The following is a 25,986-nucleotide window of genomic DNA, read 5'->3' as shown; positions in this document are numbered from 1 at the left end:
CATGCACAGTTTCGATATCGCCGAACCTTCGGACAAGGCGGCGCTCTATGCAGACCTCGTCTCGGCGGTTGACGGCCTGACCGCCGACGAACCCGATGCAATCGCCAATATGGCCAATATCGCAGCCCTGCTCTGGGAATATCTGCCCGATATCAACTGGGCGGGATTTTACCGGATGATTGATGACGAGCTTGTTCTGGGGCCCTTCCAGGGAAAGGCGGCCTGTATTCGCATAAAGGTGGGGGCGGGTGTTTGCGGAACGGCTGCCGCGACGCGCGCTACGCAGCTCGTCGACGATGTCGAGGCGTTTCCGGGCCATATCCCCTGCGATGCGGCTTCAAGGTCCGAACTCGTCGTGCCGATCATGGTCGAGGGCGCATTGATCGGGGTTCTCGATATCGACAGTCCGATCGCCGCGCGATTCGATGCGGAAGATGCCGCGGGATGCGAGGCGCTCGTTGCACTGGTCGCGCCGAGGGTCGTCGAAACCCCGTAGGACACCCATAGCAACTGCCTCAAATCGGGACAGAAATGCGCGATGCGCGCCGTGGCATGAACCGGGCAAAACTGTTAAGAATGTATGAATGCCGGGGGCCATGACGCTCTTTGGCCGATTAATTCTATGGAAGGGCATATTATGCGTAGCTTAGCTTTTCTGGGCCTTATGGCGTCCATGACGATGATTCCGGTGACGGCGCAGGCACAGACCGACTCCGGAGCAAGTTCATCCGCTGCGGGCGTTGCCCTTGCGACCCAGGCTATGCGCGGCATGAGAGGCAATCGTGGCGGTCATGGCATGCGTGGTCGTCATGGTACGCGCGGCGGCAGTTATGGCAGGACGCGCGTTTGGCGCGGAGGCGGTCGCTTCAACCGCGGTACGCGCTTCTTTGCCGGCGGGTTCCTGCCCAGCTATTTTCTCGCGCCCCGCTATTATGTGGTGAACTATCCGAGATACGGTCTGGTCCAGCCCCGCAGCGGTTATCGCTGGGTACGCTATTATGACGATGCCTATCTGGTCGACGGGCGGGGTCAAATTGCCGACCAACGCTATGGCGTGCGCTATGATGGGGGTGGCGGTTATTATGGTGACGATGGTCGCACCTACGACGATCGTCGCTACTATGACGACCGACGCTATTATGATGACCGGCGCCGCGGTAGTTCGGGCGATGCGGCGGCAGGCGCTGTCATTGGCGGCATTGTCGGTGGGATTGCCGGAAACCGGATTGCCGGCCGTGGCAATCGTACGGAAGGTACGATTATCGGCGGCGCCGTTGGCGCCATAGCGGGCGGTGTGATCGGCAGCGAAGCCGGACGTTCCGACCGTTATGACCGGCGTTACCGTGAGGGGCGCTATCGTGGCGACCGCCATGATCGTCACCATGCGGACTCCCGCTATTCCGAAGAGCGGCGACATTATTATCGCGGTCCCGTTCCGGAATATGTCGGTCGCGGCGATTATTACCCGCCGGCCGCTCCGCAGATGGAATATGGCACCGATTATGATCGCGGCTACCGGACGGAAGAACGCTATATCGAGTATCCGCCCGTCCAGCAGGTGCCGCCTGTTCAGACGCATATTGGCGTGAGCGGCCCGGGCACCTATGCGGTCAATCATTCCAACGGCGTGTCCCAGAGCGCCACGACGACCATCGTTCTGAACTCCGCTCCGGCGACAACCACCACAACGACAACCTTCATCGAAGAGGAAGTCGAATATGTCGCACCGCGTCGCAGGGCGCGCCGTGCGGCCCGGCCGGCCAGGCAGGCACGCAGTTGCAATTGCCGGTAGGCCAGCTTCTCTGCTCCCGGGGGGGAGCAAGGGGCAAGGAAGGGCGGTGGGAGCGATCCTGCCGCCCTTTTTCAATTGCGCGGCCTGGATGAAGGCGCAGGCGCGGCTTGCCTAGCCGAGCCGCTCCAGTTCCTCGAAGCTCAACGCGCCGGGCACGATGATGACCGGGCAGGGCAGCTGGCCGGCGACACTACCGGCAAAATGGGCAACGAGCGGGCCGGGTGGTCCCTCCGCGGCGGCCCCCAGCATGATACCGGCGATATTCTCGCTCTCGTCAATGGCCTCACGCACCATCTTCACCGGGTCCCCTCGTTTCACGACAATCTTGGGGTGCACACCCGTCGCCTCGACCAGTTCGCCGGCCGCCTGGGCAACAGCGGCTTCCGCGCGCAATTGCGCCTCTTCCTCGAAGGTCGCCTCGACGGCTGCCCAGTTCACGAATTCCTGTGGCGGGATCAATGCGACGATCTCTACGGTCCGGCCAAGCCGGATGGCCCGCACGGCCGCATAGTGCAGTGCCGCGCGCGCTTCCGGTGTTTCGTCGATCACTACCAAATAGGTCCGCATCGCGACCCTCCCCCTATCGATAGGAAGATTGGGGGAATATGATCGGGCTGGCAAGCGGGCGGGCATCGTTCAGGCTGTTCCTGGCCGCGTTTCGCCGCTACGGTAACCGCCGAAAATATCTTGGGAGGGCGCGCTCCATGCGCAACGGAATTTTCTGGATCGTCAGTGTGCTCGCGTTGCTGTGGAGTCTGACGGGCCTTTACGACCTCTACATGACGCTGACCCTCAATCAGGATTATCTTGCCCAGTTCCCGCCGCAGATGCTGTCGATGATCGAGGCATTTCCCGAATGGCGGCGCCTGCTCTGGACGACCAGCGTGTTTCTCGGTGTGATTGCGGCCGCTCTGCTGTTGCTCCGCCGTGTGATGGCCGAGCGCGCCTTCTGGGCCACCGCCGTGATGATGGCGATAGGCTTTCTTGGCTATGACCTGCCGTTCGCCGACGGAATCACAGCCTATGGCACGTTCGGCGTCGTTTTCTCCCTCATTTTGATAGCGATCCAGATCCTCTTGGCTCTTTACGCGCGCTGGGCGGCGCGGCATGGATTGCTCAAATAGATACCGACCTATGAAGTCAGGGACAAACCATGCCGATTGAACTCAAAATGCCTGCCCTCTCGCCGACCATGGAAGAAGGGACACTGGCCAAATGGCTGGTCAAGGAAGGCGATGAGATCAGCTCGGGCGATATCATGGCTGAGATTGAGACCGACAAGGCGACGATGGAATTCGAAGCGGTCGATGAAGGCGTGCTGGCGAAGATCCTGATTCCTGAAGGCACGGACGAAGTGCAGGTCGGCACGGTTATCGCGATCATTGCCGAGGAAGGCGAGGATGCGGCGAGCATCGAAGCTCCGGCGAAATCGGAAGCCCCGGCGAAGAAGAAGGAAGAGGCACCCGCCGCTGAGCCAGCGTCCGCTCCGGCGGCTCCTGCGAAAGTGGCGGCGCCGGCTCCCGCGCCCGCCGCGCCATCCGGCGACGGCGATCGCATCGCGGCGAGCCCGCTGGCCCGCCGTCTTGCCGAACAGAACGGCCTCGATCTGGCGCAGCTTTCAGGGAGCGGGCCAAGGGGCCGGATCGTCAAGGCCGATATCGAGGCCGCGCTCGAAGGCGGGGCTGCGGCAGCGCCCGCATCCGCGCCCGTCGATGCCGGCGATATCCCGCATGAGACGGAAAAACTCTCCAATATGCGCAAGACGATCGCGCGCCGCCTGACCGAGGCGAAGCAGACCGTTCCGCATATCTATCTCACCGTCGATATCCAGCTCGATGCGCTGCTCGATCTGCGCAAACAGCTCAACGCGTCGCTCGAACCGCGCGACATAAAACTCTCGGTCAACGACCTTTTGATCAAGGCGCTCGCCGCCTCGCTGATGCAGGTGCCGAAATGCAATGTATCCTTCGCGGGCGACCAGCTGATCAGCTATCACCGCGCCGATATCGCCGTGGCGGTCAGCATCCCGGGCGGCCTGATCACGCCGATCGTGACGGGCGCGAACGAGAAATCGCTGTCCGCCATCTCGGCCGAGGTGAAGGAGCTCGCCGGCCGCGCGAAGGAGGGCAAGCTCCAGCCGCACGAATATCAGGGCGGCACGGCGAGCATTTCCAATATGGGCATGTTCGGCATCAAACAGTTCGACGCTGTCATCAATCCGCCCCAGGGCATGATCATGGCGATCGGCGCGGGCGAGAAACGGCCCTATGTGGTCAATGAGTCCTTGCAAATCGCAACCGTGATGAGCGCCACCGGCAGCTTCGACCATCGCGCCATCGACGGCGCGGACGGCGCCCAGCTTATGCAGGCGTTCAAGCAGCTCGTGGAAAATCCGTTGGGGATGCTCGCATAATGACTAACCAATACGATCTCATAATCCTCGGTTCCGGCCCCGGCGGCTATGTCGCGGCGATCCGGGCTTCGCAGTTGGGCATGAAGGTGGCGATCGTCGAGCGGGAGAAGCTGGGCGGGATCTGTCTCAACTGGGGGTGCATCCCGACCAAGGCGTTGCTCCGCACGTCCGAAATCTATCATTATATGACCCATGCCGAGGCCTATGGGCTGAAGGCGGAGAAGACGGGCTTCGATCTCGCCAAGGTCGTCGAGCGCTCGCGCAAGGTGGCAGGGCAGCTCAACCAGGGCGTCACCGGGTTGATGAAGAAGAACAAGGTCGATGTGCATGAAGGCTTCGGCACGATCACGGCCAAGGGGAAGCTGACCGTCAAAACCGAGGACGGCAAGACGATCGAGCTTTCCGCGAAATCCATCATGATCGCGACCGGCGCGCGGGCCCGCGATCTGCCGTTCGCCAAGGCGGACGGCAAGCGCATCTGGACCTATCGCCACGCCATGGTGCCCGAAGAGGTACCGTCGAAATTATTGGTCATCGGCTCGGGCGCGATCGGCGTCGAATTCGCCAGCTTCTATTCGGATATGGGCGCCGAGGTGACGATCGTCGAAATGCTGCCGCGCATCCTGCCGGTCGAGGACGAGGATGTTTCGAAGCATATGCTGAAGGCGCTCAAAAAGCAGGGCATGACCATCATGACCGGCGCGGGCGTCGAAAAGCTGGAGGCCGGTGCGAAATCGGTCAAAGCCGCGATCAAGGACGCCAAGGGCAAGGTCGCGGAAAGCGAATTCAGCCACGCCATCGTCGCCATCGGCATCGTCCCGAACACCGAGGACACGGGCATCGACGCGCTGGGCGTGAAGACCGGCAAGAACGGCCATATCGAGGTGGACGGCTTCGGCCGGACCAATGTCGAGGGCATTCTCGCCATCGGCGACGTGACGGGCCCGCCCTGGCTTGCACACAAGGCGAGCCATGAAGGCGTCGTTGCCGTCGAGAAGCTGGCGGGCGAAAACCCGCACGCCTTCGAGACGGGCAATATCCCGGGTTGCACCTATTCGCGGCCGCAGGTCGCGTCTGTCGGGCTAACCGAAGCGCAGGCGAAAGAGGCCGGGCACAAGGTCAAAGTCGGCAACTTCCCTTTTATCGGCAATGGCAAGGCGATTGCGCTGGGCGAGGCGGAGGGCTTCGTTAAAACCGTGTTCGATGAAAAAACGGGTGAGCTATTGGGCGCGCATATGATCGGCGCGGAAGTGACGGAGCTGATCCAGGGCTATGCCGTTGCGCGCCAGCTCGAGACGACCGAGGCGGAGCTGATGGAAACCGTCTTCCCGCATCCAACGCTGAGCGAGATGATGCACGAAAGCGTACTCGACGCCTATGGCCGCGTCATTCATATGTAGGTTGTATGTCTGGCAGAGGCGCGTCTCTGCCGAAAGCTAAAGCGCCGAAGTCTGGGTCGGCTTGGTGGCGGGCGCTTCGTCGACCAGCTTCAGCGACGCATCCTTGGGGTCGTCCTTCTGGAGTGTACCAGCGCTTTTATACCGGAAGCTGCCTTCGACATGGCCGCCTGTTTCGATGCTCAGCTTTTCATAGGTGACATCGCCGATCACCTTGGCCGATGCTTCGACGATCAGCTCCTTGGCGGTGATGGAGCCTTCTACGCGTCCGGCGATGCGGGCCTGTTCGGCACTGACATTGCCCTTGACCGTGCTGTTATTCGCCTGGACCAGCGTCGCGCAGCGGATATCGCCCTCGATCCGGCCATCGACATGCAGGTCGACAGAAGCGTCTATATCGCCCGTGACGGTGACGTCCGAGCCGATGACCGAAAAGGTCGACCGGTTATCCGCGCTCGACGGGATCGCCATTTCTTCTTTCGGCGACGGATTGGATCTCGAGAACATCGCGGTCTGCCTCCAATAGGGGCCGGGGATTTACCGCCCGGCCGTTGATTCGCACTTCATAGTGCAGATGAGTGGCAGTGGAACGGCCTGAGCTGCCCATTCTGCCGATCCTGTTCCCCCGGCTGACTTCCTGACCGACTTCGACGTCGATACCCGAAAGATGCGCATAACGCGTTACCACGCCGGCGCCATGATCGATTTCGATGCAGCGACCATAGCCGCCTTTCCAACCCGCAAAACTCACGCGGCCCGGGCCGGTAGCCAATATACCCTGGCCGGTGGTGCCGCGGAAATCGATCCCGTTATGCATTGCGCGGCCCCGCGTGAACGGGTCGCGGCGCAGGCCAAAAGGGCTGCTCATCGAGCCATAGGCGGTCGGCTGGGCAGAGGGAATTGCGCGCAGCGAAAGCTCCATCACGGCCAGGCGGTTCAGGGCAATCTCGAGATCGGCGATCTCGCTGTCTATGGCGCCATTTTCGGTTATCGCCGTGTGCACCGGCTGCAGCGGGCCGCCCTGGGCCTGACGGCTCATCGCGCGTGGGTCGAAGCCGAATCCGCGAATGGCCTCTGCCGTCTGCCGCGTGCGGGCTTCAACCGCACCGCGCAATGCACGGGCAAAAGCGACCTGATGTTGTTCGAGTGCCTGCAGGGCGGCCGCTTCGGGAATGGCGGCGCCGGTTTCGTCGGCGTCCGCGCCGTCTTCGGTCGCAGCCGCATCGCCGTCTTCGATATCAAGATTGCCGAAATGCCGCCGGACAAGCGCGTCGAGAACTGCCTGGCGCTGCTCGACGCGCGCAACCTGATCTTCAACCGAGCCGCGATACTCGGCGACGCGCGCTTCGGTTTGGATGACGTGCTGTTCGCGTTGGTCAAGTGCGATTCGGTCGCTCGCACCCTTTACCTGAAGCCCGACCATGACCAATGTCACGGCCAGCCAGGTGAAGGCTCCCAAAGCCGCGATCGACACGACCCTGATCTGTAACTTACTGGAAATCCTGAAAAAGCGCAGCTTACCGCCGGAGCGGATATGCAGCTCATGGTCAGGAAAAAGGCCCTTGAACCGAGACCATAGGCTCGGGCCTTCCTTTAGATTTCTAGACACGTGCAACCCTGTGAATTGAAATTTGTGAAGTCCCGCTAGCAACAAAATGCTGAAACAGCGAATCTATCGAACCCAGCCGCGATGAATCGTTGGCGACTCGGGTCGAGTCGACGGAACAAACGCCCGGTGCGTGTTTTTGGGGCTCGTTTTTGCTTGGAATGGCGGGCTGCCGCCGCCTATAGCGCAACGATGGGCAAGGGAACACACGACTATCGCGAGGACCCGCGCAATGCGGCGATCCTGATCAATATCAATGGAGATATCCTGCCACGTGCCGAAGCAATGGTATCGGTGTTCGATTCCGGTTTCATGCTGGGCGACGGCATTTGGGAGGGGCTACGCGTTCATCAGGGCCGGATTGCCTTTCTCGACCAGCATATGGACCGGCTGTTCGAAGGCGCCAAGGCGATCGACATGGATATCGGGATCGACCGGGAAGCACTTGAACGGAGACTCTACGAAACAATCGATGCCAATGGCGATTCCGAAGGCGTGCATATCCGCCTGATGGTGACGCGCGGTATTCGCTCGACCCCATATCAGGACCCGCGCGTCGTGGTGTCCCCGGCAACCATAGTCATCGTACCCGAATATAAGGAGCCTCTGCCGGCGACGGTCGAAAACGGCATCCGGCTGTTTACCGTTCATGTAAGGCGCGGCGACCCCGCGGTGCAGGATCCCAAGCTCAATTCGCATTCCAAACTCAATTGTATCACGGCCTGTATCCAGGCGACCAAAGCGGGTGCCGATGAAGCGCTGATGCTCGATCCCCAAGGTTTTGTGGCGACCTGCAACTCTACGCATTTCTTTATTGTACGTAAGGGGGAAGTGTGGACGTCGAGCGGCGATTATTGCCTCGGAGGGATTACCCGCAGCACGGTTGTCAACCTGTGCCGCGAAGCCGGAATTCCGGTGTTCGAGAGGAATTTTTCGCTGACCGACGTTTATGGAGCGGATGAGGCTTTTGTGACTGGTACTTTCGCTGGAGTCGTTCCCGTTACCGAGGTTGACGGACGCAGGATGACGGAAGGCAGGGGGCCCATGGTGAAACGATTGCAGGAGTTGTATGGCGCGCGCCTTGCTGCCGACACCGCTGCGCGGTCGCGCCCGTGACCGTCCGGATCGCAATGTGGTCGGGACCGCGCAATATCTCGACCGCAATGATGCGCAGCTTTGGCAGCCGGCCCGACTGCACGGTTTCGGACGAGCCATTTTACGGGGCCTATTTGAAGGCCACGGGGTTCAAACATCCGATGGCCGACGCGATCATTGCCGATATGGATTGCGACTGGCGATCCGTGGCCCGCGCGATGAACGGCAATCCTGCTAGTGGTGAAGCTATCTGGTATCAGAAGCATATGCCCTCTGAAATGGTCGGGGCGGTCGGAATACAGGACCTGACTGCGCATCGGCACGCATTCCTGATCCGCGATCCGGAGCGGATGATCGCCAGCTATGCGAAGAAGATGGAGGCCGTTTCCTTCGAGGATATGGGGCTGGAACGGCTGCACCTCTATTTCCGGATGGAGGCGGATCGGCTGGGCCATGCGCCGCCCGTTGTCGAAGGTGCGGATATCCTCGATGCACCTGGACTAATGCTGGAAAAACTGTGCGATGCGCTCGACATTCCCTGGGACCCGGCGATGCTCGAATGGGAAGAGGGACCACGGGACACGGACGGCGTATGGGCACCGCATTGGTATGGGAGGGTCGAACAGAGCACGGGGTTCGAAGGCGATGATCGCGGAAAGGTCGAGATATCCGACCAATATCGCGCGCTCGCCGATCGTTGCCGCCCTCATTATGAAGCGCTGAGGGCGCACCGCCTGATACTGTAGATGGCGCGGTCAGCGCGTCGCGCATGCGTCCTTGCTCTCCCAGCTGGCCGTGCCCTCGATAGAAATTTCGCGTCCCTGACTGTTTTCAAGCGCATCGATCCAGCCGACGAGCAGCGGTTCGACCAACCGGATATTCGGTCGATGCCGGACCCCAGCGATGATGGCGAGGGCGGCGAGCGAACAGCTTGTCGCATAGAGACGCCGTGAATGGGCAGGCTCCACATAATCGTCGTCCGCTCCATGGATAAAAAGGATCGGTTCTGTGACGCGGCCCAGCGTGGCGATGCTCGCCCAGCTGTCCGGAATAAAAATTTCGCTGAAATAGGGGGCCGCTTCATCAAGATCGCTGAAGGTGGCCAATGTTATGACTCCCGCCAGCTCTTCTCGCGCGGCAAGCTGGATCGCCACCGCGCCGCCAAGCGAATGGCCAAAGACATATACGTCGGCATTGCTTCCCGCCTGTTCGCGCGCGAACCGGAAAAAGGCCCGGGCGTCTGCAACCAGGCCAGCCTCGGTCGGCGAGCCCGGATTGTCATTGAAGCCTCGATAGGAGGCGACAAGGACACCGCGTCCACTGGCTGCGATCCGCTGGACATATCCGGCCATCCGTCCCGCATTGTCGCGCCTGCCGTGCAGGACCAGTATAATGTCCTGATTGCCATTGGTCGCAGGCCAATAGAGGCCTGCAAGACCGAGCCCATCCTCCGTCGTGACGGAAACGCGCTGCGGTGCCGCTCCATCCCATTCCGGCATGGCGATGGGGCCGACCGGTGGCGCATAGAGCTGCTCACGTGCAAAATGTGCACAGCCCGATTGCGCGACCAGCATCGCAATGCTGACCAGGAACAGGAGCATGAATTGGGCGCGCGGCATATCCGGTCGCCTAGCTGTCCCGATCTTAACGGGAACTGTCCGCCGCTTCAGGATCGATCCAGTTGGCGTCGGGCAGACCGTATAGCTGATCGAATACATCCATCGGAATGCCGAATGGCCGGCCATTGCCGGAATTCGAGAGCACGACCACGCCGGTCCGTAACGCAGGATCGAACATGATCATCGCCCGATACCCGCGCACGGCTCCGCGGTGGGAGATGACGGTATGGCCGGCATAGTCATAGACGCGCCAACCCAGCGCATAATGGGTATTGGATATCCTCTCCGCGTAGCGCCGGTTGCGCCGGTCTTCGCGTTCCGTACGGACAACCGGGCGATGGGTTGTGGCGAGTATCGAGGGGGGAACAATATCGGGCGCGCCATTAACCTGTGCCTGCATCCACCGGGCAAGGTCGCGGATCGATCCGTTCATACCGCCGGCGGCCGGTATCCGGTAATAAGGCTCCACGACCGGCACCTCTATGCCTTCGCCGCGATGGCTGCGGGCCCAGCTCTGACTCTCGAACAGACCGCGGCGTGATACGCTGGCAGTCCGCATGCCGAGCGGCTGCAGCAGGCGGCGTTGCACGGCAATTTCATAGCTTTGCCCGGTAATGCCCTCGATTATCTCGCTCGCCGCATCGAAGCCGATATTCTGATACCGATGGCAGGTGCCCGGTGTGCAGACCTCAGGACGGCTGCCAAGCGCCGTGCGCAGGATCAGTGGATCCTCGCCGGCTTCGAGTCGGTTGTCGAGCGCGTTGCGTTCAATGCCCAGCCGGTGAGACAAGAGATCGGCAATGGTGATGCGCATCTGGCCGGATGCCGGCAGCCGCAGCGAGGGCGCAAACCTGGAAACCGGTGCGTCGAGATCGAGGGCACCGTCTTCTGCCAGCAGCGCTATCATTGTCGATGCGATGCCTTTTGAGAGCGATGCCCAGCGGAAAACAGTGTCGACTGTCACCTCCTCGCCGCTGCCATACAAGGTTTCGCCATAGCCGCGTGCAAATGTGATCTGGCCATTTTCCATGATCGCAACCGAAAGCCCGACCATCGTACCTTCTTCCATCAGGGCGTCTATTCGGCGTTCGATCTCGTTGTAATCGATCAGCCCGGACCGGCCGTTGAGTTCGATAATATCGCCGCCCGGTTCCGGCGTGGCCTCTTCCGGCGGAGCGAGCGTGACGGACAAGGCATTGGATACGGCGTGGGTTGGAAAGGGCCCGCCGATAATATCCGCCATGAGCAGCGTGCCGAGCGCGACAATTGCCAGAGTTATAGGAAGGGCGAGGCGGTTCATGGACAGGGAGGAGCGCCGTTGATGGTCATGGAACTACAGGAGTTTGCAGCGCGGTGATGGCAGAATATCGCATGAGAGAACAGTGCTTATTGCACCGTCAATCGCGTAGCGCCCCGGCAATTTTCCGGCGCAGTACGGGGAGCAGTTCGGCTGCGAACCAAGGATTTTTCGAAAGCCAGATATTGTTGCGCGGGCTGGGATGGGGCAGCGGTATCTCAGCCTCGCCAAAATCGCGCCAGTGCCTCACGGTCTCCGTCAGTGTCCGGTGCGGCGTATCGAGATGCCAGCCCATCGCATATTGCCCGATCACCAGCGTCAGGCGGATATTCTTCAGTCCTTCAAGCAGGTTTTTCCGCCATGTCGTGGCGCAGATGGGCGGCGGAGGAAGGTCGCCGGACTTGCCCGTTCCCGGATAGCAGAACGCCATGGGCAGAATGGCAATCCGCTCGGGATCGTAAAATGTTTCCGGGTTCACGCCCATCCACTCCCGCAGCCGATCTCCGCTGGCATCGTCGAACGGGATACCGCTTGCCTGAACCTTTCTGCCCGGCGCCTGCCCGGCGACGAGGACGCGGGCATTTGCACCCGCCTGCAAAACAGGCCGGATTGGATCGGGAATGGTTCCCGCGCACAGCCGGCAGTTGCGTACGGAAGAGAGATGGACGTTCAGCTTCATCAATCAAACTCTCTACGCAATCTCGATGCACTGTGCACCTGCGACATATTGTTGCGCTTGCGCCATTGACCGTCTGCCGGACCGGGGCTATATCGCCGCCCGTCCCGAGGATCGGTAGTAGGGTTTAACCCGGAGACGATTCGACATGGGACAATGAGCTTGAACATTGCCATTGGCGTGTATGGGGCCTTGCGGAGCCGTTAGCGGTTGCCGGAAGGCCTTTGTGCGTTTCCGGCTTCCGGATACCGGACTCGGAAACATGCGGCGTGCCCGTGACAGAGTAACTGACAAAGGTGAAGGGCTTCATGCCAACGATCAATCAGCTGATCCGCAAGGGTCGCACGCCGCAAAAGGCGAAATCGAAAGTGCCCGCGATGGAGGCGAACCCGCAGAAGCGGGGCGTTTGCACGCGCGTTTATACGACGACCCCGAAAAAGCCGAACTCGGCTCTGCGTAAGGTTGCCAAGGTCCGCCTGACCAACCAGCGCGAAGTCATCAGCTATATCCCGGGCGAAGGGCATAACCTGCAGGAGCACTCTGTGGTGCTGATCCGTGGTGGTCGTGTACGCGACCTTCCCGGCGTCCGCTATCATGTGCTGCGCGGTGTTCTCGATACGCAGGGTGTGAAAGACCGCCGGCAGAGCCGTTCGAAATACGGCGCCAAGCGTCCCAAATAAGATTGATCGAAGAGGTTTAACGATATGTCACGTCGTCGCCGTCCCGAGAAACGGGAAATTCTGCCCGATCCCAAATTTGGAGATCAGGTGCTTTCGAAATTCATGAACAACCTGATGTACGACGGCAAGAAATCCGTCGCTGAAGGTATCGTCTATGGCGCGCTCGACCAGGTCGAAGCGAAATCCAAGGCCGATCCGGTTCAGGTGTTTCATGACGCATTGAACAACATCAAGCCCGGTGTTGAAGTGCGCAGCCGCCGCGTTGGCGGTGCTACCTATCAGGTGCCGGTTGAGGTTCGCCCGGAGCGCGCTCAGGCGCTGGCCATTCGCTGGCTCATCGGCGCCGCGCGCAGCCGTGGCGAGAATACGATGGCGGCACGCCTTTCCGGTGAGCTGATGGATGCGTCCAACAATCGCGGCAATGCGGTCAAGAAGCGTGAAGACACGCACAAAATGGCTGAAGCCAACCGCGCCTTCTCGCACTATCGCTGGTAACCGGCGCCGGTAGCACAGACACTGAACTGAATTCGGCCCTGCTGGCCGATCACTGGAGCAATTTGAAATGGCCCGCGACACTTCGATCGAAATGTATCGTAATATCGGCATCATGGCGCACATCGATGCCGGTAAGACGACGACGACCGAACGCATCCTCTATTATACCGGTAAGTCCTACAAGATCGGCGAGGTCCATGATGGCGCGGCGACGATGGACTGGATGGAGCAGGAGCAGGAGCGTGGTATTACCATTACCTCTGCTGCAACAACGACGTTCTGGAAAGATCACCGGATCAATATCATCGATACCCCGGGCCATGTCGACTTCACGATCGAAGTCGAGCGCGCGCTTCGCGTCCTCGATGGCGCGGTTGCCGTGTTCGACGGCGTTGCCGGTGTCGAGCCTCAGTCCGAGACCGTGTGGCGTCAGGCCGACCGGTATCAGGTGCCGCGGATGTGCTTCATCAACAAGCTCGACCGCACGGGTGCGAATTTCGACATGTGCGTCGAGATGATCGTCGATCGCCTCGGCGCGACGCCGCTGGTGCTGACTTTGCCGATCGGTCTCGAATCCGACCTTAAAGGTGTTGTCGATCTGGTCGCCAACAACGCGATCGTCTGGAAGGACGAATCGCTGGGCGCGGAATTCGAAATCACGGACATTCCCGCCGACATGGTCGACGCTGCCGCCGCCGCGCGCGAAACGATGCTCGAGCTTGCCGTTGAGCAGGACGACGATGTCATGACCGCCTATCTGGAAGGCAATGAGCCGGATATGGCCACGCTGAAAAAGCTCATCCGCAAGGGTACGCTGGACCAGAAGTTCGTTCCGGTACTGTGCGGCTCGGCCTTCAAGAACAAGGGTGTCCAGCCTTTGCTCGATGCTGTGGTCGACTATCTGCCGAGCCCGGTCGACGTTCCCGCCATCAAGGGCATCAAGCCTGGCGACGAGGAATCGGAAGAAACGCGTGCTGCCGATGACAGCGCCCCGTTCTCCGCGCTGGCTTTCAAGATCATGACCGACCCCTTTGTCGGTACGCTGACCTTCTGTCGCATCTATTCCGGCCAGCTTTCGCGGTCCGACCAGGTTCTGAACTCGGTCAAGGATTCGAAAGAGAAAATCGGTCGCATGCTGCTTATGCATGCCAATGACCGTGAGGATATCGATGTCGCCTATGCGGGAGACATTGTCGCCATCGCCGGCCTGAAGGATGTGACGACGGGCGATACGCTGTCTTCGTCAAGCGCGCCGGTTATTCTGGAGCGTATGGACTTTCCCGATCCCGTTATCGAGGTTGCCGTTGAGCCGAAGACCAAGGCCGACCAGGAAAAAATGGGCATCGCACTCAATCGCCTCGCTCAGGAAGATCCGTCTTTCCGCGTGACCAGCGACTATGAAAGCGGCCAAACGATCATCAAGGGGATGGGCGAGCTCCATCTCGAGATTCTCGTTGATCGCATGAAGCGTGAATTCAAGGTGGACGCCAATGTCGGTGCGCCGCAGGTTGCCTATCGCGAGAGCCTGGCCAAGCCGGTTGAGCTTACCTACACCCATAAGAAGCAATCGGGTGGTTCGGGTCAGTTCGCCGAAGTCAAGATTGCAGTTCAGCCGGGCGAGCGCGGTTCGGGCATTGAATTCGAAGATTCGGTCAAGGGCGGTAACGTTCCGAAGGAATATATACCTTCGGTCGAGAAAGGTATGCGTGAAACGGCCGAAACCGGTTCGCTCATCGGCTTCCCGATCATCGATTTCGCGATTCAGCTGCTCGACGGTAAATATCATGACGTCGACTCTTCTGCGCTTGCATTTGAGATTTGCGGCCGTGCCGCAATGCGCGAAGTGGCGCAGAAGGCCGGTATCAAGCTGCTTGAGCCTGTTATGAAGGTTGAGGTTGTGACCCCGGAAGACTATCTGGGCGATGTAATCGGCGACTTGAACAGCCGTCGCGGCCAGGTTCAGGGAACCGATAGCCGGGGCAATGCGCAGACGGTGGATGCGATAGTACCTCTTGCTAATATGTTCGGCTACGTTAATGAGCTGCGCTCGTTCAGTCAGGGGCGTGCCCAGTATACGATGCAGTTCTCTCACTATGAGGAAGTGCCGCAGCAGGTTGCTGATGAAGTGAAGGCCAAGCTTGCATAAAGGTTGGCAGCTAGATTTTTGAAGACGTAAGAAAGACAAGGAATTAATTATGGGCAAGGCAAAGTTCGAGCGGACCAAACCGCACTGCAATATCGGCACGATCGGCCATGTTGACCATGGCAAGACAACGCTGACAGCTGCAATTACCAAAGTTCTCGCGGAATCCAGCGGCGGCGAAGCTGTCGATTTCTCCAATATCGATAAGGCTCCTGAAGAGCGTGAGCGCGGCATCACCATTTCGACAGCGCATGTCGAATATGAAACCGAAGCACGTCACTACGCGCATGTCGATTGCCCGGGTCACGCCGACTATGTGAAAAACATGATCACCGGTGCCGCCCAGATGGACGGTGCGATTCTCGTTGTGAACGCAGCTGACGGCCCCATGCCGCAGACCCGCGAGCACATCCTGCTTGCCAAGCAGGTCGGTGTGCCGGCGATGGTCGTTTACATGAACAAGGTTGACCAGGTCGACGACGAAGAGCTTCTCGAGCTCGTAGAAATGGAAATCCGCGAGCTGCTTTCGAGCTACGATTTCCCGGGCGACGATATTCCGATCGTTAAGGGTTCGGCTCTCGCCGCTCTTGAAGGTCGCGACGACGAGATCGGCAAGAACTCGATCCTCGAGCTGATGAAAGCTGTCGACGATTACATCCCGCAGCCGGAGCGTCCGCTGGACAAGCCGTTCCTGATGCCGATCGAGGACGTGTTCTCGATTTCGGGTCGCGGTACGGTTGTTACCGGCCGTGTAGAAACCGGCATCGTCAACACCGGCGACGAAGTTGAAATCGTCGGTATCAAGGATACGTCGAAAACCACGGTTACCGGCGTTGAAATGTTCCGCAAACTCCTCGACGAAGGCCGTGCCGGCGACAATATCGGTGCGCTGCTTCGCGGTGTTGAGCGTGAAGGTGTTGAGCGTGGTCAGGTTCTCGCCAAGCCCGGTTCGATCACGCCGCACACCGAATTTTCGGCTGAAGTTTATGTGCTGTCGAAAGACGAAGGTGGCCGTCACACGCCATTCTTTGCCAACTATCGTCCGCAGTTCTATTTCCGCACGACGGACGTCACCGGTGAGATCACGCTGCCCGAAGGCACCGAGATGGTCATGCCCGGCGACAATGTTAAGCTCGGCGTGAAACTGATCGCGCCGATCGCCATGGACCAGGGTCTGCGCTTCGCTATTCGCGAAGGTGGCCGCACGGTCGGTGCAGGGGTTGTCGGCGACATCTCTGCATAGTATAGGATGTGCATAGCCCGCCCGATTCCTTTATGGAGTCGGGCGGCTTGCTTTTGTTTTAATTGGTTTTAGAGCCCGGTTCCGGCCGGGTTTTGGCTCTTTCGCATCGGTAGTTGGACATGGAAACGCAGAATATTCGTATTCGTCTGAAGGCATTCGATCATCGTGTGCTCGATCAGGCAACTGGCGACATTGCCGATACGGCTCGCCGTACTGGTGCACTTATTCGCGGACCCATTCCGATGCCTACGCGAATTGAAAAATTCACGGTGAACCGTGGCCCGCATGTCGACAAAAAGTCGCGCGAGCAGTTCGAGGTTCGCACGTATAAAAGGCTGCTCGATATCGTGCAGCCGACGCCGCAGACGGTCGATGCGTTGATGAAGCTCGATCTGGCCGCTGGTGTCGATGTTGAGATTAAGCTGGCCTAGCCAGAGCGCCGCCCGGAGTTGAGGGTGGCAAATATTGGGATACCGCGCAGCGATGCTGTGGTCTGCGTCCCCCGTCTGCTTCGCGGTTTTCGCGAGGCGCTCAGCCCGGACGGGGCGATGCATGGAAATTTGGGTTGATCATGCCCGCGGCAATCATGTCGTGGGCCTCTGTTGAGGAGAATTGCTGTGATGCGCAGTGGCGTTATCGCGAAGAAGATGGGGATGACCCGCCTGTTCCAGGCGGACGGTCGGCATGTGCCAGTTACCGTCCTGCAGCTGGACAATTGCCAGGTGGTGTCGGTCCGCGAAGCAGAGCGCGACGGATATACCGCCGTGCAGCTGGGTGCCGGTACGGCCAAGGCGAAAAATGTTTCGAAGCCGGTCCGTGGCCATTTCGCGAAAAATGAAGTTGAGCCCAAATTGCGGGTTGCCGAGTTCCGGGTCGACGAAGAAGCGCTGCTTCCCGTCGGTGCGACGCTGACGGCAGACCATTTCGTCGCCGGCCAGATCGTCGACGTTACCGGGCAGACGCAGGGCAAGGGTTTTGCCGGTGCCATGAAGCGGCACGGCTTTGGCGGCCTGCGCGCAACGCACGGTGTTTCGATCTCGCACCGTTCGCACGGTTCGACGGGGCAGCGCCAGGATCCCGGCAAGGTGTTCAAGAACAAGAAGATGGCCGGCCATATGGGCGATCGCCAGCGCACCCAGCAGAATCTGGAAGTCGTGCGCACGGACGCCAATCGCGGCCTTATCTTCATCAAGGGTTCGGTTCCCGGTCACAAGGGCGCGTGGCTCATCATCAACGATGCCATGAAGGTTCCCCTTCATGCCGACGCGCCGATCCCGGGCGGCCTTCGCCGCAATGCCGATGAAACGGCAACCGAGGATGCGCCGGCCGGCATGATCGAAGATGCCGCGGTGCACGAAGCTGCAACCGGCCCAACCGATGCTGAAATCGAAGCGGCTGCAGCTGCAGCGCCTGCCGAAGAAGCCTCCAAGTCGGATGAAAATTCCGGCGATGACGCGAAGAAGGAGGGCTAAGCCATGAAACTCAAGGTTAAAACCCTCGACGCAAAGGCCAAGGGCGATATCGATCTGAAAGACGATATTTTCGGCCTCGATCCGCGCGCCGATATCATGCACCGCGTTGTGACGTGGCAGCTCGAGAAGCGCCGTGCGACGGCGCGTCCGACCCGGGAACGGTCGGATGTAAACCGCACCGGCAAGAAATACGGCAAGCAAAAGGGCGGTGGTACCGCTCGTCATGGCGATCGCCGTGCTCCGATCTTCATCGGTGGCGGCAAGGCTCATGGCGCGCGCAAGCGTGATTTCGATCCGTCGCTGAACAAGAAGGTTCGTGCGCTCGGCCTGAAAATGGCGCTCTCTTCGAAAGTTAAGGCCGAAAGCCTGATCGTCGTGGAGAATATCGATCTCAAGGAAATGAAGACCAAGGCGCTCAAGGGTCATTTCGACAAGCTTGGCCTGGGCAAGTCTGCGCTGGTTATCGACGGCGAGGCCGTGAACGATAACTTCCGCAAGGCATCGGCCAATATCATCGGCGTCGATGTGATGCCGGCGATGGGTGCCAACGTCTATGACATCCTCAACCATGATACGCTGGTCCTGACCCGCGCAGCGGTTGAGCAGCTGGAGGCGCGCTTCAATGGCTAAAAAGAAAACCGAAGCGGTTGCGCTTGAGCATTATGACGTGATCAAGGGTCCGCACATCACGGAAAAATCCACTTTGCTGAGTGAAAACAACGCGGTTGTTTTCCGGGTCAGCAAGGATGCGACCAAGCCCGCCATCAAGGCGGCTGTTGAAGCACTGTTCGATGTTCGGGTGACCGGCGTGAACACGCTGATCCAGAAGGGCAAGAAGAAGCTCTGGAAGGGTCGTCCCTACAAACGGAACGACATCAAGAAAGCGGTTATCACGCTTGCTGATGGTGATTCCATTGACGTTACGACGGGGATCTAGTCATGGCACTTAAATCAGCCAAACCGACGAGCCCTGGCCGGCGCCATCTCGTCATCGTCGACAAGTCCGGCCTCTGGAAGGGCGGACCGGTCAAGTCGCTCGTCGAAGGCAAGCGCAAGACCGGCGGCCGCAACAATATGGGCCATGTCACCGCGCGGGGCATCGGCGGCGGTCACAAGCAGAAATATCGCAAGGTCGATTTCAAGCGCCGGAAATGGGATGTGGAAGCCACGGTCGAGCGGATCGAATATGATCCCAACCGGTCCGCATTCATCGCGCTGCTGAAATATGCCGATGGCGAACTGTCCTACATCATCGCGCCGCAGCGGCTCGATGTTGGCAACACTGTGATCGCTGGCGAAAAAACCGATACCAAGCCTGGCAATGCCATGCTTCTGGGGCAGATGCCGGTCGGCACAATCTGCCACAATATCGAAATGCGCCCGGGCAAGGGCGGGCAGATCGCCCGTGCCGCCGGCACCTATGTTCAGCTGGTGGGCCGCGATCGCGGCATGGTGATGGTTCGCCTCAAATCGGGTGAGCAGCGCTTCGTTCCTGCGGATTGCATGGGCACGGTTGGTGCTGTTTCCAATCCGGACAACAGCAACACCTATTTCGCCAAGGCAGGCCGCAATCGCTGGCGCGGCATCAAACCGCTGACTCGCGGTGTGGCCAAGAACCCCGTTGATCACCCGCATGGTGGTGGTGAGGGCAAGACATCCGGTGGTCGTCATCCGGTTTCGCCAACGGGCAAGTCCGCCAAGGGCGCCCGTACCCGTAATCCCAAGGCTGCCTCGAACAAGATGATCATCCGTTCGCGGCACAAGAAGAAGAAGAGGTAGTCATGGCCCGTTCCGTATGGAAAGGTCCCTTTGTAGACCTTCATCTCCTGAAGAAAGCCGAAACGGCGCAGGACGAAAACTCGAACAAGCCGATCAAGACCTGGTCGCGGCGTTCGACGATCCTGCCGCAGTTCGTTGGCTTGACCTTCAACGTCTATAACGGCCGCAAGTTCGTGCCGGTGTCAGTGAATGAGGACATGGTCGGGCACAAGCTCGGCGAGTTCGCGCCGACCCGCTTCTTCCCCGGCCATATGGCCGACAAGAAGGGACGCTAGGCATGAGCAAGCAAGCCAATCCCCGCCGCGTGGCCGACAATGAAGCTTACGCTGTCGGCAGTTCGATTCGCGGATCCGCGCAGAAACTCAATCTCGTCGCCGGTCTGATCCGCGGCAAGAAGGCTGAAGAGGCGCTCAACGTGTTGAGCTTCTCGAAGCGCGCCATGGCGGTCGACGTTCGCAAGGTTCTGCAGTCGGCGATCGCCAATGCGGAGAATAACCATAATCTCGACATCGACGCGCTGGTCATCAGCGAGGCAAGTGTCGGCAAGGCGCTGACGATGAAGCGCTGGCGCGCTCGTGCCCGTGGCCGTTCGGCCCGGATCATGAAGCCGTTCAGCCGCATCCGCATTGTCGTTCGTGAAGAGGAAGACGCGTAATGGGTCATAAGTCCAATCCGATAGGCATGCGCCTCCAGATCAACCGGACCTGGGACAGCCGCTGGTATGCCGAAGGCAGCGAATATGGCCGGTTGCTGCTCGAGGATCTCAAGATTCGCAAGTTCATCATGGAAACGGTGGCCCAGGCCGCTATTTCCAAGGTTGTGATCGAGCGTCCGGCAAAACTGTGCCGCGTGTCCGTCTATGCTGCCCGCCCCGGTGTGATCATCGGCAAGAAGGGCGCCGACATCGAGAAGCTGCGCAAAAAGCTCGGTGAGATGACGGAAAGCGACGTGTCGCTTAACATCGTCGAAATTCGGAAGCCCGAAGTCGATGCGCGTCTCGTGGCCCAGTCGGTCGCAGATCAGCTCGAACGCCGGATCGCTTTCCGCCGCGCCATGAAGCGTGCCGTTCAGTCGGCCCTGCGTCTCGGCGCAGAGGGTATCAAGATCACGTGCGGCGGTCGTCTCGGCGGTGCCGAAATCGCGCGTACCGAATGGTATCGCGAAGGCCGCGTGCCGCTTCATACGCTGCGCGCCAATGTCGATTATGCCGAAGTCGCAGCCCATACGGCTTATGGCGTCTGCGGTGTGAAATGCTGGATCTTCAAGGGTGAAATCATGGCCCATGATCCAACGGCGCAAGACCGGCTGATGGTCGAGGCTCAGACCTCGGGCGTTCGTCCGGCGCAGCGACGCTAGTTTTTAGGAAGGTACGGCACGATGCTGCAACCCAAACGCACGAAGTTCCGCAAGGCCTTTAAGGGCCGGATCAAGGGCAATGCGCCTGGCGGTACGGATCTCAATTTCGGATCCTTCGGCCTGAAGGCGATGGAGCCCGAGCGGATCACGGCTCGCCAGATTGAGGCGGCACGCCGCGCGATCACGCGTCACATCCGTCGTCAGGGCCGGTTATGGATCCGCGTTTTCCCGGATGTTCCCGTGTCCAAAAAGCCTGCAGAAGTTCGTCAGGGTAAAGGTAAGGGTTCGCCGGAATATTGGGCGGCTCGCGTCAAGCCCGGCCGAATTTTGTTTGAATTGGACGGCGTTCCCGGCCCGCTCGCTAAGGTTGCTTTCGAGCGTGCGGCCGAGAAATTGCCGATCAAGACCAAGGTGGTCGCCCGCCTTGGTGAGTCGATTTACTAGGAGGCGCCGCAATGGCACGGCCAATCGAGGACCTTCGGGTCAAGAATGACGATGAGCTGGCAGCAGAACTTGCTGACCTGAAGCGCGAGCAGTTCAACCTGCGCTTCCAGTCGGCGACGAACCAGCTTGAACGACCGGCCCGGGTAACCGAAGTCCGGCGCAATATTGCCCGTATCAAAACGCTGCAGGGCGAACGCGCTCGCGCGGCCGCTGAAACGGCTTAAGGAGTTTTTGCAATGCCCAAGCGCGTGCTGACCGGGATGATTGTGTCGGACAAGACCGACAAGACGATCGTCGTCAAAGTCGAACGGAAGGTGAAGCACCCTCTGTACGGCAAGATTATTCGGCGTTCGAAGAAATATCACGCCCATGACGAAAAGAACGAGTTCGCGATCGGCGAAACCGTTCGGATCGAAGAAACGAAGCCGATTTCGAAGCTCAAGACCTGGAAGGTCGTCGGGCGGGTCGATGTGAGCAAGGCGCCGAAGCATGTTGAGAAGATAGACATTGCGGAAAGCAAGGATGTCGATCTGGAAGCGGCGCGCGAACCGGAAGCAAAGACCGAAGCGTAATTTTTGAGGTTTCTCCGCTTCGGGCGGAGATGAGGAAGAAGGAACGGATCGATGATCCAGATGCAGTCAGTTCTCGACGTCGCCGATAATAGCGGCGCCAAGCGCGTCCAGTGCATCAAGGTGCTGGGCGGCTCGAAGCGTCGTACCGCGACCGTGGGCGACATTATCGTCGTCTCGATCAAGGAAGCTGCGCCGCGCGGCAAGGTCAAGAAGGGCGATGTCCATCGCGCTGTGATCGTGCGCACTCGCAAGGATGTGAAGCGCGCCGATGGCTCGACGATCCGTTTTGACAGCAACGCCGCTGTTCTGGTGAACGCCAACAAGGAGCCGATTGGTACGCGTATCTTCGGCCCGGTCGTTCGCGAACTGCGCGCCGCCCGTCACATGAAAATCGTCAGCCTGGCACCGGAGGTTCTCTAGTCATGGCCGCTAAAATCAAAAAGGGCGACAAGGTCGTCATTCTGGCCGGCAAGAACAAAGGCACGCACGGCACGGTAACCAAGGTTCTGCCGAAGGTGGACAAGGTTGTCGTGGAAGGCGCGAATATCGCCGTCCGTCACCGCAAGCCGACCCAGCAAAACCCGCAAGGCGGCATCGAGCGCAGCGAAGCACCGCTGCACGTCTCGAACGTCGCGCTCGAGGATCCGAAAACCGGCAAGCCGACCCGGGTCCGCATGGAAACCAACAAGGATGGCAAAAAGGTTCGCGTTGCAGCGCGCTCCGGGGAGACGATCGATGGCTGATTACGCACCACGTCTACGCGCCGACTATAAGGATCGCATCGTCAAGGCGATGACCGAAAAGTTCGGCTACAAAAATCACATGCAGGTGCCGCGGATTGAAAAAGTCGTCATCAACATGGGTGTCGGCAAGGCCGTGGACGACAAGAAGCGCGTGCAAAAGGCTGCGGCGGAGATGGAAAAGATTGCCGGCCAGAAGCCGGTTATCACCATCGCCAAGCAGTCCATCGCCAGCTTCAAGCTGCGCGAAGGCATGCCGATCGGCTGCAAGGTAACGCTGCGCGGCGATCGCATGTTCGAATTTGTTGACCGGCTGACCACTATTGCGATGCCGCGTATTCGGGATTTCCGGGGCCTGAACCCGAAAAGCTTCGACGGACGCGGGAACTTCGCAATGGGTCTCAAGGAACAGATGGTATTCCCCGAGATCAAATATGACGATGTCGACGAAGTACGCGGCATGGATGTAATTGTTACGACGACGGCTACGACCGACGAAGAGGCGCGCGAACTGCTCCGGCTGTTCAATTTCCCCTTCCCGCCGGAAGCCGACGAAACCGAGAACGAAGAGCAGAAGGCAGCGGCGTAAGCCCGTTCCCTTCTCGCAACAAGGAGCGAGAACTTAAGTCATGGCGAAACTGAGTTCCATCAAGCGGAATGAGAAGCGCAAGCGTATGGCCAAGAAATTTGCGGCCAAATACGCCAAGCTTAAAGCAACGGCGAACGACAAGTCACTCGACGATGGCGAGCGACTGATTGCGCGCCTCAAAATGGCGGAAATTCCGCGCAACGCGAACCCGACCCGTATCCGTAACCGGTGCGAGCTGTCCGGGCGTCCGCGCGGCTATTATCGTAAATTCAAACTCTCGCGCATCGCGCTTCGGGATCTGGCCAATAAGGGCATGATTCCCGGTGTGACGAAGTCGAGCTGGTAGGGGTAACGCAATGTCTATGACCGATCCCCTGGGTGATATGCTCACCCGCATCCGCAATGGCCAGCAGGCGAAGAAGGACTCTGTGATGAGCCCGGCTTCCACCCTGCGCGCGCGCGTACTCGAAGTATTGCAGCGTGAAGGCTTTATTCGCGGCTACACGGAGGAAGAGCTCGGCAAGCATAAAGGCCTGCGCATCGAGCTCAAATATTTCGAAGGCCAGCCGGCCATTCAGCACGTAGCGCGCGTCTCGACCCCGGGCCGCCGCGTTTACAGCGGATCGAAGGATCTGCCGCGTGTGCGCAACGGCCTTGGCATCACCATCGTCTCGACACCACGCGGCGTGCTTTCCGATGCGGAAGCACGCGAGCAGAATGTCGGCGGCGAAGTGCTGGCGGAGGTGTTCTAGGATGAGCCGTATCGGTAAACAGCCGGTCGCAATCCCCGATGGGGTAACGGCCGAAATCAAAGGCAGCGAACTGAGCGCCAAAGGCAGCAAAGGCACGCTGACGATGACGCTGATCGACGATATCTCCTATGAGATTGAAGACGGTTCGATCCTCGTCAAGCCAGCCAACGACACGAAGCGAGCACGCGCCTATTGGGGCATGCAGCGGACGTTCGTTGCCAATCTGATCGAAGGTGTCTCCGAGGGTTACACCAAGGTGCTCGAGATCACCGGCGTTGGTTATCGCGCGCAGATGCAGGGCAAGACCCTGAAGCTGCAGCTCGGTTTCAGCCATGATGTTAATTATGCGATTCCCGAGGGCATCGAAATCAAGACGCCGGATCAGACGACGATCGAGATCAGCGGTATCGACAAGCAGAAAGTCGGTCAGGTCGCTGCAGAAATCCGCGCATGGCGGAAACCCGAACCCTATAAGGGCAAGGGCATCAAATATCGCGGGGAATATGTTTTCCGCAAAGAAGGAAAGAAGAAGTAAGCCATGTCAAAACGCCTTACTCCTTTCGAAAAACGCCGTCAGCGCGTTCGCGTGGCGCTCCGCCGCAAGGCTGGCGGTCGTCCCCGTCTCTCCATTCACCGTTCGGGCCGGCATATCTATGCGCAGGTCATCGACGACAAGGCTGGCACGACTGTTGCCGCGGCCTCGACGCTCGACACGGACTATAAGGGCAATTCCGGCGCTAACGTTTCCGCAGCTGCGGATGTTGGCAAGCGGGTTGCCGAACGTGCTGTCAAAGCCGGCGTCAAGCAGGTCGTGTTCGATCGGGGCGCCTTTCTGTTTCACGGGCGCGTCAAGGCGCTCGCCGATGCCGCCCGCGATGGCGGACTGGAGTTTTAATGATGGCTGACGACAAGAAGACAGAAGCCGCACCGGAAGAGGCGAAAGCCGAAGAAACCGAAGCGAAAAAGCCCGCTGCCAAGAAAGCTGCGCCTAAAAAGGCTGCTGCGAAGAAGGAAGAGCCGGCTGCGAAAAAGGAAGCTGCTCCCGCCGAGGAAACGCCTTCAGCGGAAGCCGCAGCCGAGAAGACCGATGTTCCGGAACCGGTGGTTGCTGAAAAGCAGCTGGCAGAAGACGCCACCACCGAGACGGTAACCCCACCTGCTGCGGAACCGCAGGCCAAAGCGCGTCCCCCACGGGGCGGTCGCGGTGGCGGCAACAATCGCGGCGGCAACAATCGTGGCGGCGGCCGCGGTCGTGGCGGTCGTGACAATCGCCGCGACGATGATGGCGAAGATCTGGTCGAGAAGCTCGTCCATATCAACCGCGTCTCGAAAACGGTTAAAGGCGGTAAGCGGTTCGGTTTCGCCGCGCTGATGATTGTCGGTGACGGCAAGGGCCGCGCCGGTTTCGGTCACGGTAAGGCGCGCGAAGTGCCTGAAGCCATTCAGAAAGCGACGGCTGCTGCCAAAAAGGCCATGATGCGGGTTCCTCTGCGTGACGGCCGCACACTGCATCATGACGGCCAGGGCCGGTTCGGTGCGGGCAATGTCACCGTGCGTTCGGCGCCTCCGGGTACCGGCATCATTGCCGGTGGTCCGATGCGTGCAGTGTTTGAAAGCCTCGGCGTTGCTGACGTTGTGACCAAGTCGGTCGGCACGTCCAATCCTTACAACATGATCCGGGCGACCTTCGAGGCGCTCAAGGATCAGTCGAGCCCGAAATCGGTTGCGGCACGGCGCGGCATGAAAATTGCCGAGCTGGTTCAACGTCGCGGTGATGTCGGTGCCGAAGAAGCCAAGGCAGAAGCCGAGGCGGTTACGGAGTAACG

General features: G+C 59.8%; 35 protein-coding genes and 1 pseudogene. 30 read left to right on the top strand and 6 right to left on the bottom strand.

Annotated elements, in window-relative coordinates; genetic code table 11:
* The first annotated feature begins 1 nt into the window (after position 1).
* Both DFR46_RS07640 and DFR46_RS14800 read left to right on the top strand, forming a co-directional pair.
* The gene (locus tag DFR46_RS07640; RefSeq protein ID WP_116235906.1) at positions 2–496 is read left to right on the top strand and encodes a GAF domain-containing protein; all 495 of its coding nucleotides are present in this window, start codon (positions 2–4) and stop codon (positions 494–496) included.
* Positions 497–637: 141 nt separating this feature from the next.
* Positions 638–1,792, top strand: a complete 1,155-nt coding sequence (locus tag DFR46_RS14800) for an RcnB family protein (protein ID WP_162843421.1) — start codon at positions 638–640, stop codon at positions 1,790–1,792.
* A gap of 111 nt (positions 1,793–1,903) precedes the next feature.
* Here DFR46_RS14800 and DFR46_RS07630 read toward each other — a convergent pair whose 3' ends face one another.
* Positions 1,904–2,359: a universal stress protein gene (locus tag DFR46_RS07630; RefSeq protein WP_116235905.1), complete on the bottom strand. Its 456-nt coding sequence runs from the start codon at positions 2,357–2,359 to the stop codon at positions 1,904–1,906.
* Between the two features lie 38 nt (positions 2,360–2,397).
* Here DFR46_RS07630 and DFR46_RS07625 point away from each other — a divergent pair, with 38 nt between their 5' ends.
* The 3 genes from DFR46_RS07625 to lpdA are packed head-to-tail and all read left to right on the top strand — an operon-like array spanning position 2,398 to position 5,605.
* Positions 2,398–2,916 (top strand): hypothetical protein, encoded by a 519-nt coding sequence (locus DFR46_RS07625; protein WP_147297640.1) that lies wholly within the window; start codon positions 2,398–2,400, stop codon positions 2,914–2,916.
* 29 nt (positions 2,917–2,945) lie between these two features.
* Entirely contained in the window at positions 2,946–4,205 is a 1,260-nt protein-coding gene (locus tag DFR46_RS07620) for a pyruvate dehydrogenase complex dihydrolipoamide acetyltransferase (protein WP_116235903.1), read from the top strand.
* Positions 4,205–5,605 carry a dihydrolipoyl dehydrogenase gene (gene lpdA / locus DFR46_RS07615; protein WP_116235902.1) on the top strand — a complete coding sequence of 467 codons (1,401 nt, stop codon included), beginning with the start codon at positions 4,205–4,207 and terminating at the stop codon, positions 5,603–5,605. The genes DFR46_RS07620 and lpdA overlap by 1 nt, the downstream gene beginning before the upstream one ends.
* 36 nt (positions 5,606–5,641) lie before the next feature.
* Here the strand turns inward: lpdA and DFR46_RS07610 are convergent, their stop codons facing one another.
* Both DFR46_RS07610 and DFR46_RS07605 read right to left on the bottom strand, forming a co-directional pair.
* Positions 5,642–6,073, bottom strand: a complete 432-nt coding sequence (locus DFR46_RS07610) for a bactofilin family protein (protein WP_245953739.1) — start codon at positions 6,071–6,073, stop codon at positions 5,642–5,644.
* Positions 6,048–7,076 carry a M23 family metallopeptidase gene (locus DFR46_RS07605; protein ID WP_116235900.1) on the bottom strand — a complete coding sequence of 343 codons (1,029 nt, stop codon included), beginning with the start codon at positions 7,074–7,076 and terminating at the stop codon, positions 6,048–6,050. Before DFR46_RS07605 ends, DFR46_RS07610 begins: the two co-directional genes overlap by 26 nt.
* Before the next feature lie 324 nt (positions 7,077–7,400).
* On the opposite strand from DFR46_RS07605, the gene DFR46_RS07600 reads away from it, so the two are divergent.
* Together DFR46_RS07600 and DFR46_RS07595 are read left to right on the top strand one after the other, a co-directional pair.
* Positions 7,401–8,324, top strand: a complete 924-nt coding sequence (locus DFR46_RS07600; protein ID WP_116235899.1) for an aminotransferase class IV — start codon at positions 7,401–7,403, stop codon at positions 8,322–8,324.
* Entirely contained in the window at positions 8,321–9,049 is a 729-nt protein-coding gene (locus DFR46_RS07595) for a sulfotransferase-like domain-containing protein (protein WP_116235898.1), read from the top strand. Before DFR46_RS07600 ends, DFR46_RS07595 begins: the two co-directional genes overlap by 4 nt.
* Positions 9,050–9,058: 9 nt before the next feature.
* Here DFR46_RS07595 and DFR46_RS07590 read toward each other — a convergent pair whose 3' ends face one another.
* The 3 genes from DFR46_RS07590 to DFR46_RS07580 form a co-directional block, all read right to left on the bottom strand.
* Positions 9,059–9,922: an alpha/beta hydrolase gene (locus tag DFR46_RS07590; protein WP_162843420.1), complete on the bottom strand. Its 864-nt coding sequence runs from the start codon at positions 9,920–9,922 to the stop codon at positions 9,059–9,061.
* A 25-nt stretch (positions 9,923–9,947) separates the two neighbouring features.
* The gene (locus DFR46_RS07585; protein WP_116235896.1) at positions 9,948–11,222 is read right to left on the bottom strand and encodes a serine hydrolase domain-containing protein; all 1,275 of its coding nucleotides are present in this window, start codon (positions 11,220–11,222) and stop codon (positions 9,948–9,950) included.
* Positions 11,223–11,319: 97 nt separating this feature from the next.
* Positions 11,320–11,898 carry a uracil-DNA glycosylase family protein gene (locus tag DFR46_RS07580; protein WP_116235895.1) on the bottom strand — a complete coding sequence of 193 codons (579 nt, stop codon included), beginning with the start codon at positions 11,896–11,898 and terminating at the stop codon, positions 11,320–11,322.
* A 305-nt stretch (positions 11,899–12,203) separates the two neighbouring features.
* Between DFR46_RS07580 and rpsL the strand changes: the two genes are divergently transcribed.
* From rpsL to rpsE, 23 genes and pseudogenes are all read left to right on the top strand, one after another.
* Positions 12,204–12,575: a 30S ribosomal protein S12 gene (rpsL, locus tag DFR46_RS07575; RefSeq protein ID WP_116237218.1), complete on the top strand. Its 372-nt coding sequence runs from the start codon at positions 12,204–12,206 to the stop codon at positions 12,573–12,575.
* Positions 12,576–12,599: 24 nt separating this feature from the next.
* A complete protein-coding gene (gene rpsG / locus DFR46_RS07570; protein ID WP_116235894.1) occupies positions 12,600–13,070 on the top strand; it encodes a 30S ribosomal protein S7 in 471 nt (156 codons plus the stop codon).
* A 67-nt stretch (positions 13,071–13,137) separates the two neighbouring features.
* Positions 13,138–15,216 (top strand): elongation factor G, encoded by a 2,079-nt coding sequence (gene fusA / locus DFR46_RS07565; protein WP_116235893.1) that lies wholly within the window; start codon positions 13,138–13,140, stop codon positions 15,214–15,216.
* Between the two features lie 49 nt (positions 15,217–15,265).
* Positions 15,266–16,456: an elongation factor Tu gene (tuf, locus tag DFR46_RS07560; RefSeq protein ID WP_116235892.1), complete on the top strand. Its 1,191-nt coding sequence runs from the start codon at positions 15,266–15,268 to the stop codon at positions 16,454–16,456.
* 119 nt (positions 16,457–16,575) lie between these two features.
* Positions 16,576–16,887, top strand: a complete 312-nt coding sequence (rpsJ, locus tag DFR46_RS07555) for a 30S ribosomal protein S10 (RefSeq protein ID WP_116235891.1) — start codon at positions 16,576–16,578, stop codon at positions 16,885–16,887.
* 189 nt (positions 16,888–17,076) lie between these two features.
* Positions 17,077–17,928 (top strand): 50S ribosomal protein L3, encoded by an 852-nt coding sequence (rplC, locus tag DFR46_RS07550; protein ID WP_116235890.1) that lies wholly within the window; start codon positions 17,077–17,079, stop codon positions 17,926–17,928.
* A 3-nt stretch (positions 17,929–17,931) separates the two neighbouring features.
* Positions 17,932–18,558 (top strand): 50S ribosomal protein L4, encoded by a 627-nt coding sequence (gene rplD, locus DFR46_RS07545; RefSeq protein WP_116235889.1) that lies wholly within the window; start codon positions 17,932–17,934, stop codon positions 18,556–18,558.
* On the top strand, positions 18,551–18,865 hold the full coding sequence (locus DFR46_RS07540) for a 50S ribosomal protein L23 (protein ID WP_116235888.1): 315 nt from the start codon (positions 18,551–18,553) through the stop codon (positions 18,863–18,865). Before rplD ends, DFR46_RS07540 begins: the two co-directional genes overlap by 8 nt.
* A gap of 2 nt (positions 18,866–18,867) precedes the next feature.
* Complete coding sequence (gene rplB / locus DFR46_RS07535; RefSeq protein ID WP_116235887.1) at positions 18,868–19,707, top strand: 50S ribosomal protein L2; 840 nt, start codon at positions 18,868–18,870, stop codon at positions 19,705–19,707.
* 2 nt (positions 19,708–19,709) lie between these two features.
* Entirely contained in the window at positions 19,710–19,982 is a 273-nt protein-coding gene (gene rpsS / locus DFR46_RS07530; protein WP_116235886.1) for a 30S ribosomal protein S19, read from the top strand.
* A gap of 2 nt (positions 19,983–19,984) precedes the next feature.
* Entirely contained in the window at positions 19,985–20,362 is a 378-nt protein-coding gene (gene rplV / locus DFR46_RS07525; RefSeq protein ID WP_116235885.1) for a 50S ribosomal protein L22, read from the top strand.
* Positions 20,362–21,063 (top strand): 30S ribosomal protein S3, encoded by a 702-nt coding sequence (rpsC, locus tag DFR46_RS07520; protein WP_116235884.1) that lies wholly within the window; start codon positions 20,362–20,364, stop codon positions 21,061–21,063. Before rplV ends, rpsC begins: the two co-directional genes overlap by 1 nt.
* A 21-nt stretch (positions 21,064–21,084) precedes the next feature.
* On the top strand, positions 21,085–21,507 hold the full coding sequence (gene rplP, locus DFR46_RS07515) for a 50S ribosomal protein L16 (RefSeq protein WP_116235883.1): 423 nt from the start codon (positions 21,085–21,087) through the stop codon (positions 21,505–21,507).
* Between the two features lie 11 nt (positions 21,508–21,518).
* Positions 21,519–21,731 carry a 50S ribosomal protein L29 gene (gene rpmC, locus DFR46_RS07510; protein WP_116235882.1) on the top strand — a complete coding sequence of 71 codons (213 nt, stop codon included), beginning with the start codon at positions 21,519–21,521 and terminating at the stop codon, positions 21,729–21,731.
* A 12-nt stretch (positions 21,732–21,743) separates the two neighbouring features.
* Positions 21,744–21,998 (top strand): annotated as a pseudogene (gene rpsQ / locus DFR46_RS07505) (30S ribosomal protein S17); the annotation flags it as partial.
* 132 nt (positions 21,999–22,130) lie between these two features.
* Positions 22,131–22,499: a 50S ribosomal protein L14 gene (gene rplN, locus DFR46_RS07500; protein ID WP_116235880.1), complete on the top strand. Its 369-nt coding sequence runs from the start codon at positions 22,131–22,133 to the stop codon at positions 22,497–22,499.
* A gap of 2 nt (positions 22,500–22,501) precedes the next feature.
* Positions 22,502–22,822, top strand: coding sequence for a 50S ribosomal protein L24 (rplX, locus tag DFR46_RS07495; RefSeq protein ID WP_116235879.1), 321 nt, complete (start codon positions 22,502–22,504; stop codon positions 22,820–22,822).
* Positions 22,815–23,408 (top strand): 50S ribosomal protein L5, encoded by a 594-nt coding sequence (gene rplE, locus DFR46_RS07490; protein ID WP_116235878.1) that lies wholly within the window; start codon positions 22,815–22,817, stop codon positions 23,406–23,408. The genes rplX and rplE overlap by 8 nt, the downstream gene beginning before the upstream one ends.
* A gap of 40 nt (positions 23,409–23,448) precedes the next feature.
* Positions 23,449–23,754, top strand: a complete 306-nt coding sequence (rpsN, locus tag DFR46_RS07485) for a 30S ribosomal protein S14 (RefSeq protein WP_116235877.1) — start codon at positions 23,449–23,451, stop codon at positions 23,752–23,754.
* A 10-nt stretch (positions 23,755–23,764) separates the two neighbouring features.
* A complete protein-coding gene (rpsH, locus tag DFR46_RS07480; RefSeq protein ID WP_116235876.1) occupies positions 23,765–24,160 on the top strand; it encodes a 30S ribosomal protein S8 in 396 nt (131 codons plus the stop codon).
* Position 24,161: 1 nt separating this feature from the next.
* Positions 24,162–24,695, top strand: coding sequence for a 50S ribosomal protein L6 (rplF, locus tag DFR46_RS07475; RefSeq protein WP_116235875.1), 534 nt, complete (start codon positions 24,162–24,164; stop codon positions 24,693–24,695).
* Between the two features lie 3 nt (positions 24,696–24,698).
* Positions 24,699–25,055, top strand: coding sequence for a 50S ribosomal protein L18 (gene rplR, locus DFR46_RS07470; protein ID WP_116235874.1), 357 nt, complete (start codon positions 24,699–24,701; stop codon positions 25,053–25,055).
* Between the two features lie 224 nt (positions 25,056–25,279).
* Positions 25,280–25,984, top strand: coding sequence for a 30S ribosomal protein S5 (gene rpsE / locus DFR46_RS07465; protein ID WP_116237217.1), 705 nt, complete (start codon positions 25,280–25,282; stop codon positions 25,982–25,984).
* The last annotated feature ends 2 nt before the right edge of the window (positions 25,985–25,986 follow it).

The organism is Parasphingopyxis lamellibrachiae (assembly GCF_003385775.1).
GTDB lineage: Bacteria > Pseudomonadota > Alphaproteobacteria > Sphingomonadales > Sphingomonadaceae > Parasphingopyxis > Parasphingopyxis lamellibrachiae.
This window is presented reverse-complemented; position numbering and strand designations above follow the sequence as displayed.

Bases quoted from the DNA above. Each gene is read 5' to 3' on its own strand.
- rplD (WP_116235889.1), top strand. From the start codon at position 17,932: ATGAAACTCAAGGTTAAAACCCTCGACGCAAAGGCCAAGGGCGATATC.
- DFR46_RS07590 (WP_162843420.1), bottom strand. From the start codon at position 9,922: ATGCCGCGCGCCCAATTCATGCTCCTGTTCCTGGTCAGCATTGCGATG.
- DFR46_RS07600 (WP_116235899.1), top strand. From the start codon at position 7,401: ATGGGCAAGGGAACACACGACTATCGCGAGGACCCGCGCAATGCGGCG.
- DFR46_RS07625 (WP_147297640.1), top strand. From the start codon at position 2,398: ATGATCGGGCTGGCAAGCGGGCGGGCATCGTTCAGGCTGTTCCTGGCC.
- rpsG (WP_116235894.1), top strand. From the start codon at position 12,600: ATGTCACGTCGTCGCCGTCCCGAGAAACGGGAAATTCTGCCCGATCCC.
- fusA (WP_116235893.1), top strand. From the start codon at position 13,138: ATGGCCCGCGACACTTCGATCGAAATGTATCGTAATATCGGCATCATG.
- DFR46_RS14800 (WP_162843421.1), top strand. From the start codon at position 638: ATGCGTAGCTTAGCTTTTCTGGGCCTTATGGCGTCCATGACGATGATT.
- rpsL (WP_116237218.1), top strand. From the start codon at position 12,204: ATGCCAACGATCAATCAGCTGATCCGCAAGGGTCGCACGCCGCAAAAG.
- rplP (WP_116235883.1), top strand. From the start codon at position 21,085: ATGCTGCAACCCAAACGCACGAAGTTCCGCAAGGCCTTTAAGGGCCGG.
- rplC (WP_116235890.1), top strand. From the start codon at position 17,077: ATGCGCAGTGGCGTTATCGCGAAGAAGATGGGGATGACCCGCCTGTTC.
- DFR46_RS07630 (WP_116235905.1), bottom strand. From the start codon at position 2,359: ATGCGGACCTATTTGGTAGTGATCGACGAAACACCGGAAGCGCGCGCG.
- rpsS (WP_116235886.1), top strand. From the start codon at position 19,710: ATGGCCCGTTCCGTATGGAAAGGTCCCTTTGTAGACCTTCATCTCCTG.
- rplV (WP_116235885.1), top strand. From the start codon at position 19,985: ATGAGCAAGCAAGCCAATCCCCGCCGCGTGGCCGACAATGAAGCTTAC.
- rpsC (WP_116235884.1), top strand. From the start codon at position 20,362: ATGGGTCATAAGTCCAATCCGATAGGCATGCGCCTCCAGATCAACCGG.
- rplR (WP_116235874.1), top strand. From the start codon at position 24,699: ATGTCAAAACGCCTTACTCCTTTCGAAAAACGCCGTCAGCGCGTTCGC.
- rpsJ (WP_116235891.1), top strand. From the start codon at position 16,576: ATGGAAACGCAGAATATTCGTATTCGTCTGAAGGCATTCGATCATCGT.
- tuf (WP_116235892.1), top strand. From the start codon at position 15,266: ATGGGCAAGGCAAAGTTCGAGCGGACCAAACCGCACTGCAATATCGGC.
- rplE (WP_116235878.1), top strand. From the start codon at position 22,815: ATGGCTGATTACGCACCACGTCTACGCGCCGACTATAAGGATCGCATC.
- DFR46_RS07640 (WP_116235906.1), top strand. From the start codon at position 2: ATGCACAGTTTCGATATCGCCGAACCTTCGGACAAGGCGGCGCTCTAT.
- DFR46_RS07540 (WP_116235888.1), top strand. From the start codon at position 18,551: ATGGCTAAAAAGAAAACCGAAGCGGTTGCGCTTGAGCATTATGACGTG.
- rpmC (WP_116235882.1), top strand. From the start codon at position 21,519: ATGGCACGGCCAATCGAGGACCTTCGGGTCAAGAATGACGATGAGCTG.
- lpdA (WP_116235902.1), top strand. From the start codon at position 4,205: ATGACTAACCAATACGATCTCATAATCCTCGGTTCCGGCCCCGGCGGC.
- rplB (WP_116235887.1), top strand. From the start codon at position 18,868: ATGGCACTTAAATCAGCCAAACCGACGAGCCCTGGCCGGCGCCATCTC.
- DFR46_RS07585 (WP_116235896.1), bottom strand. From the start codon at position 11,222: ATGAACCGCCTCGCCCTTCCTATAACTCTGGCAATTGTCGCGCTCGGC.
- DFR46_RS07620 (WP_116235903.1), top strand. From the start codon at position 2,946: ATGCCGATTGAACTCAAAATGCCTGCCCTCTCGCCGACCATGGAAGAA.
- DFR46_RS07580 (WP_116235895.1), bottom strand. From the start codon at position 11,898: ATGAAGCTGAACGTCCATCTCTCTTCCGTACGCAACTGCCGGCTGTGC.
- rpsN (WP_116235877.1), top strand. From the start codon at position 23,449: ATGGCGAAACTGAGTTCCATCAAGCGGAATGAGAAGCGCAAGCGTATG.
- rplX (WP_116235879.1), top strand. From the start codon at position 22,502: ATGGCCGCTAAAATCAAAAAGGGCGACAAGGTCGTCATTCTGGCCGGC.
- DFR46_RS07610 (WP_245953739.1), bottom strand. From the start codon at position 6,073: ATGGCGATCCCGTCGAGCGCGGATAACCGGTCGACCTTTTCGGTCATC.
- rplF (WP_116235875.1), top strand. From the start codon at position 24,162: ATGAGCCGTATCGGTAAACAGCCGGTCGCAATCCCCGATGGGGTAACG.
- rplN (WP_116235880.1), top strand. From the start codon at position 22,131: ATGATCCAGATGCAGTCAGTTCTCGACGTCGCCGATAATAGCGGCGCC.
- rpsH (WP_116235876.1), top strand. From the start codon at position 23,765: ATGTCTATGACCGATCCCCTGGGTGATATGCTCACCCGCATCCGCAAT.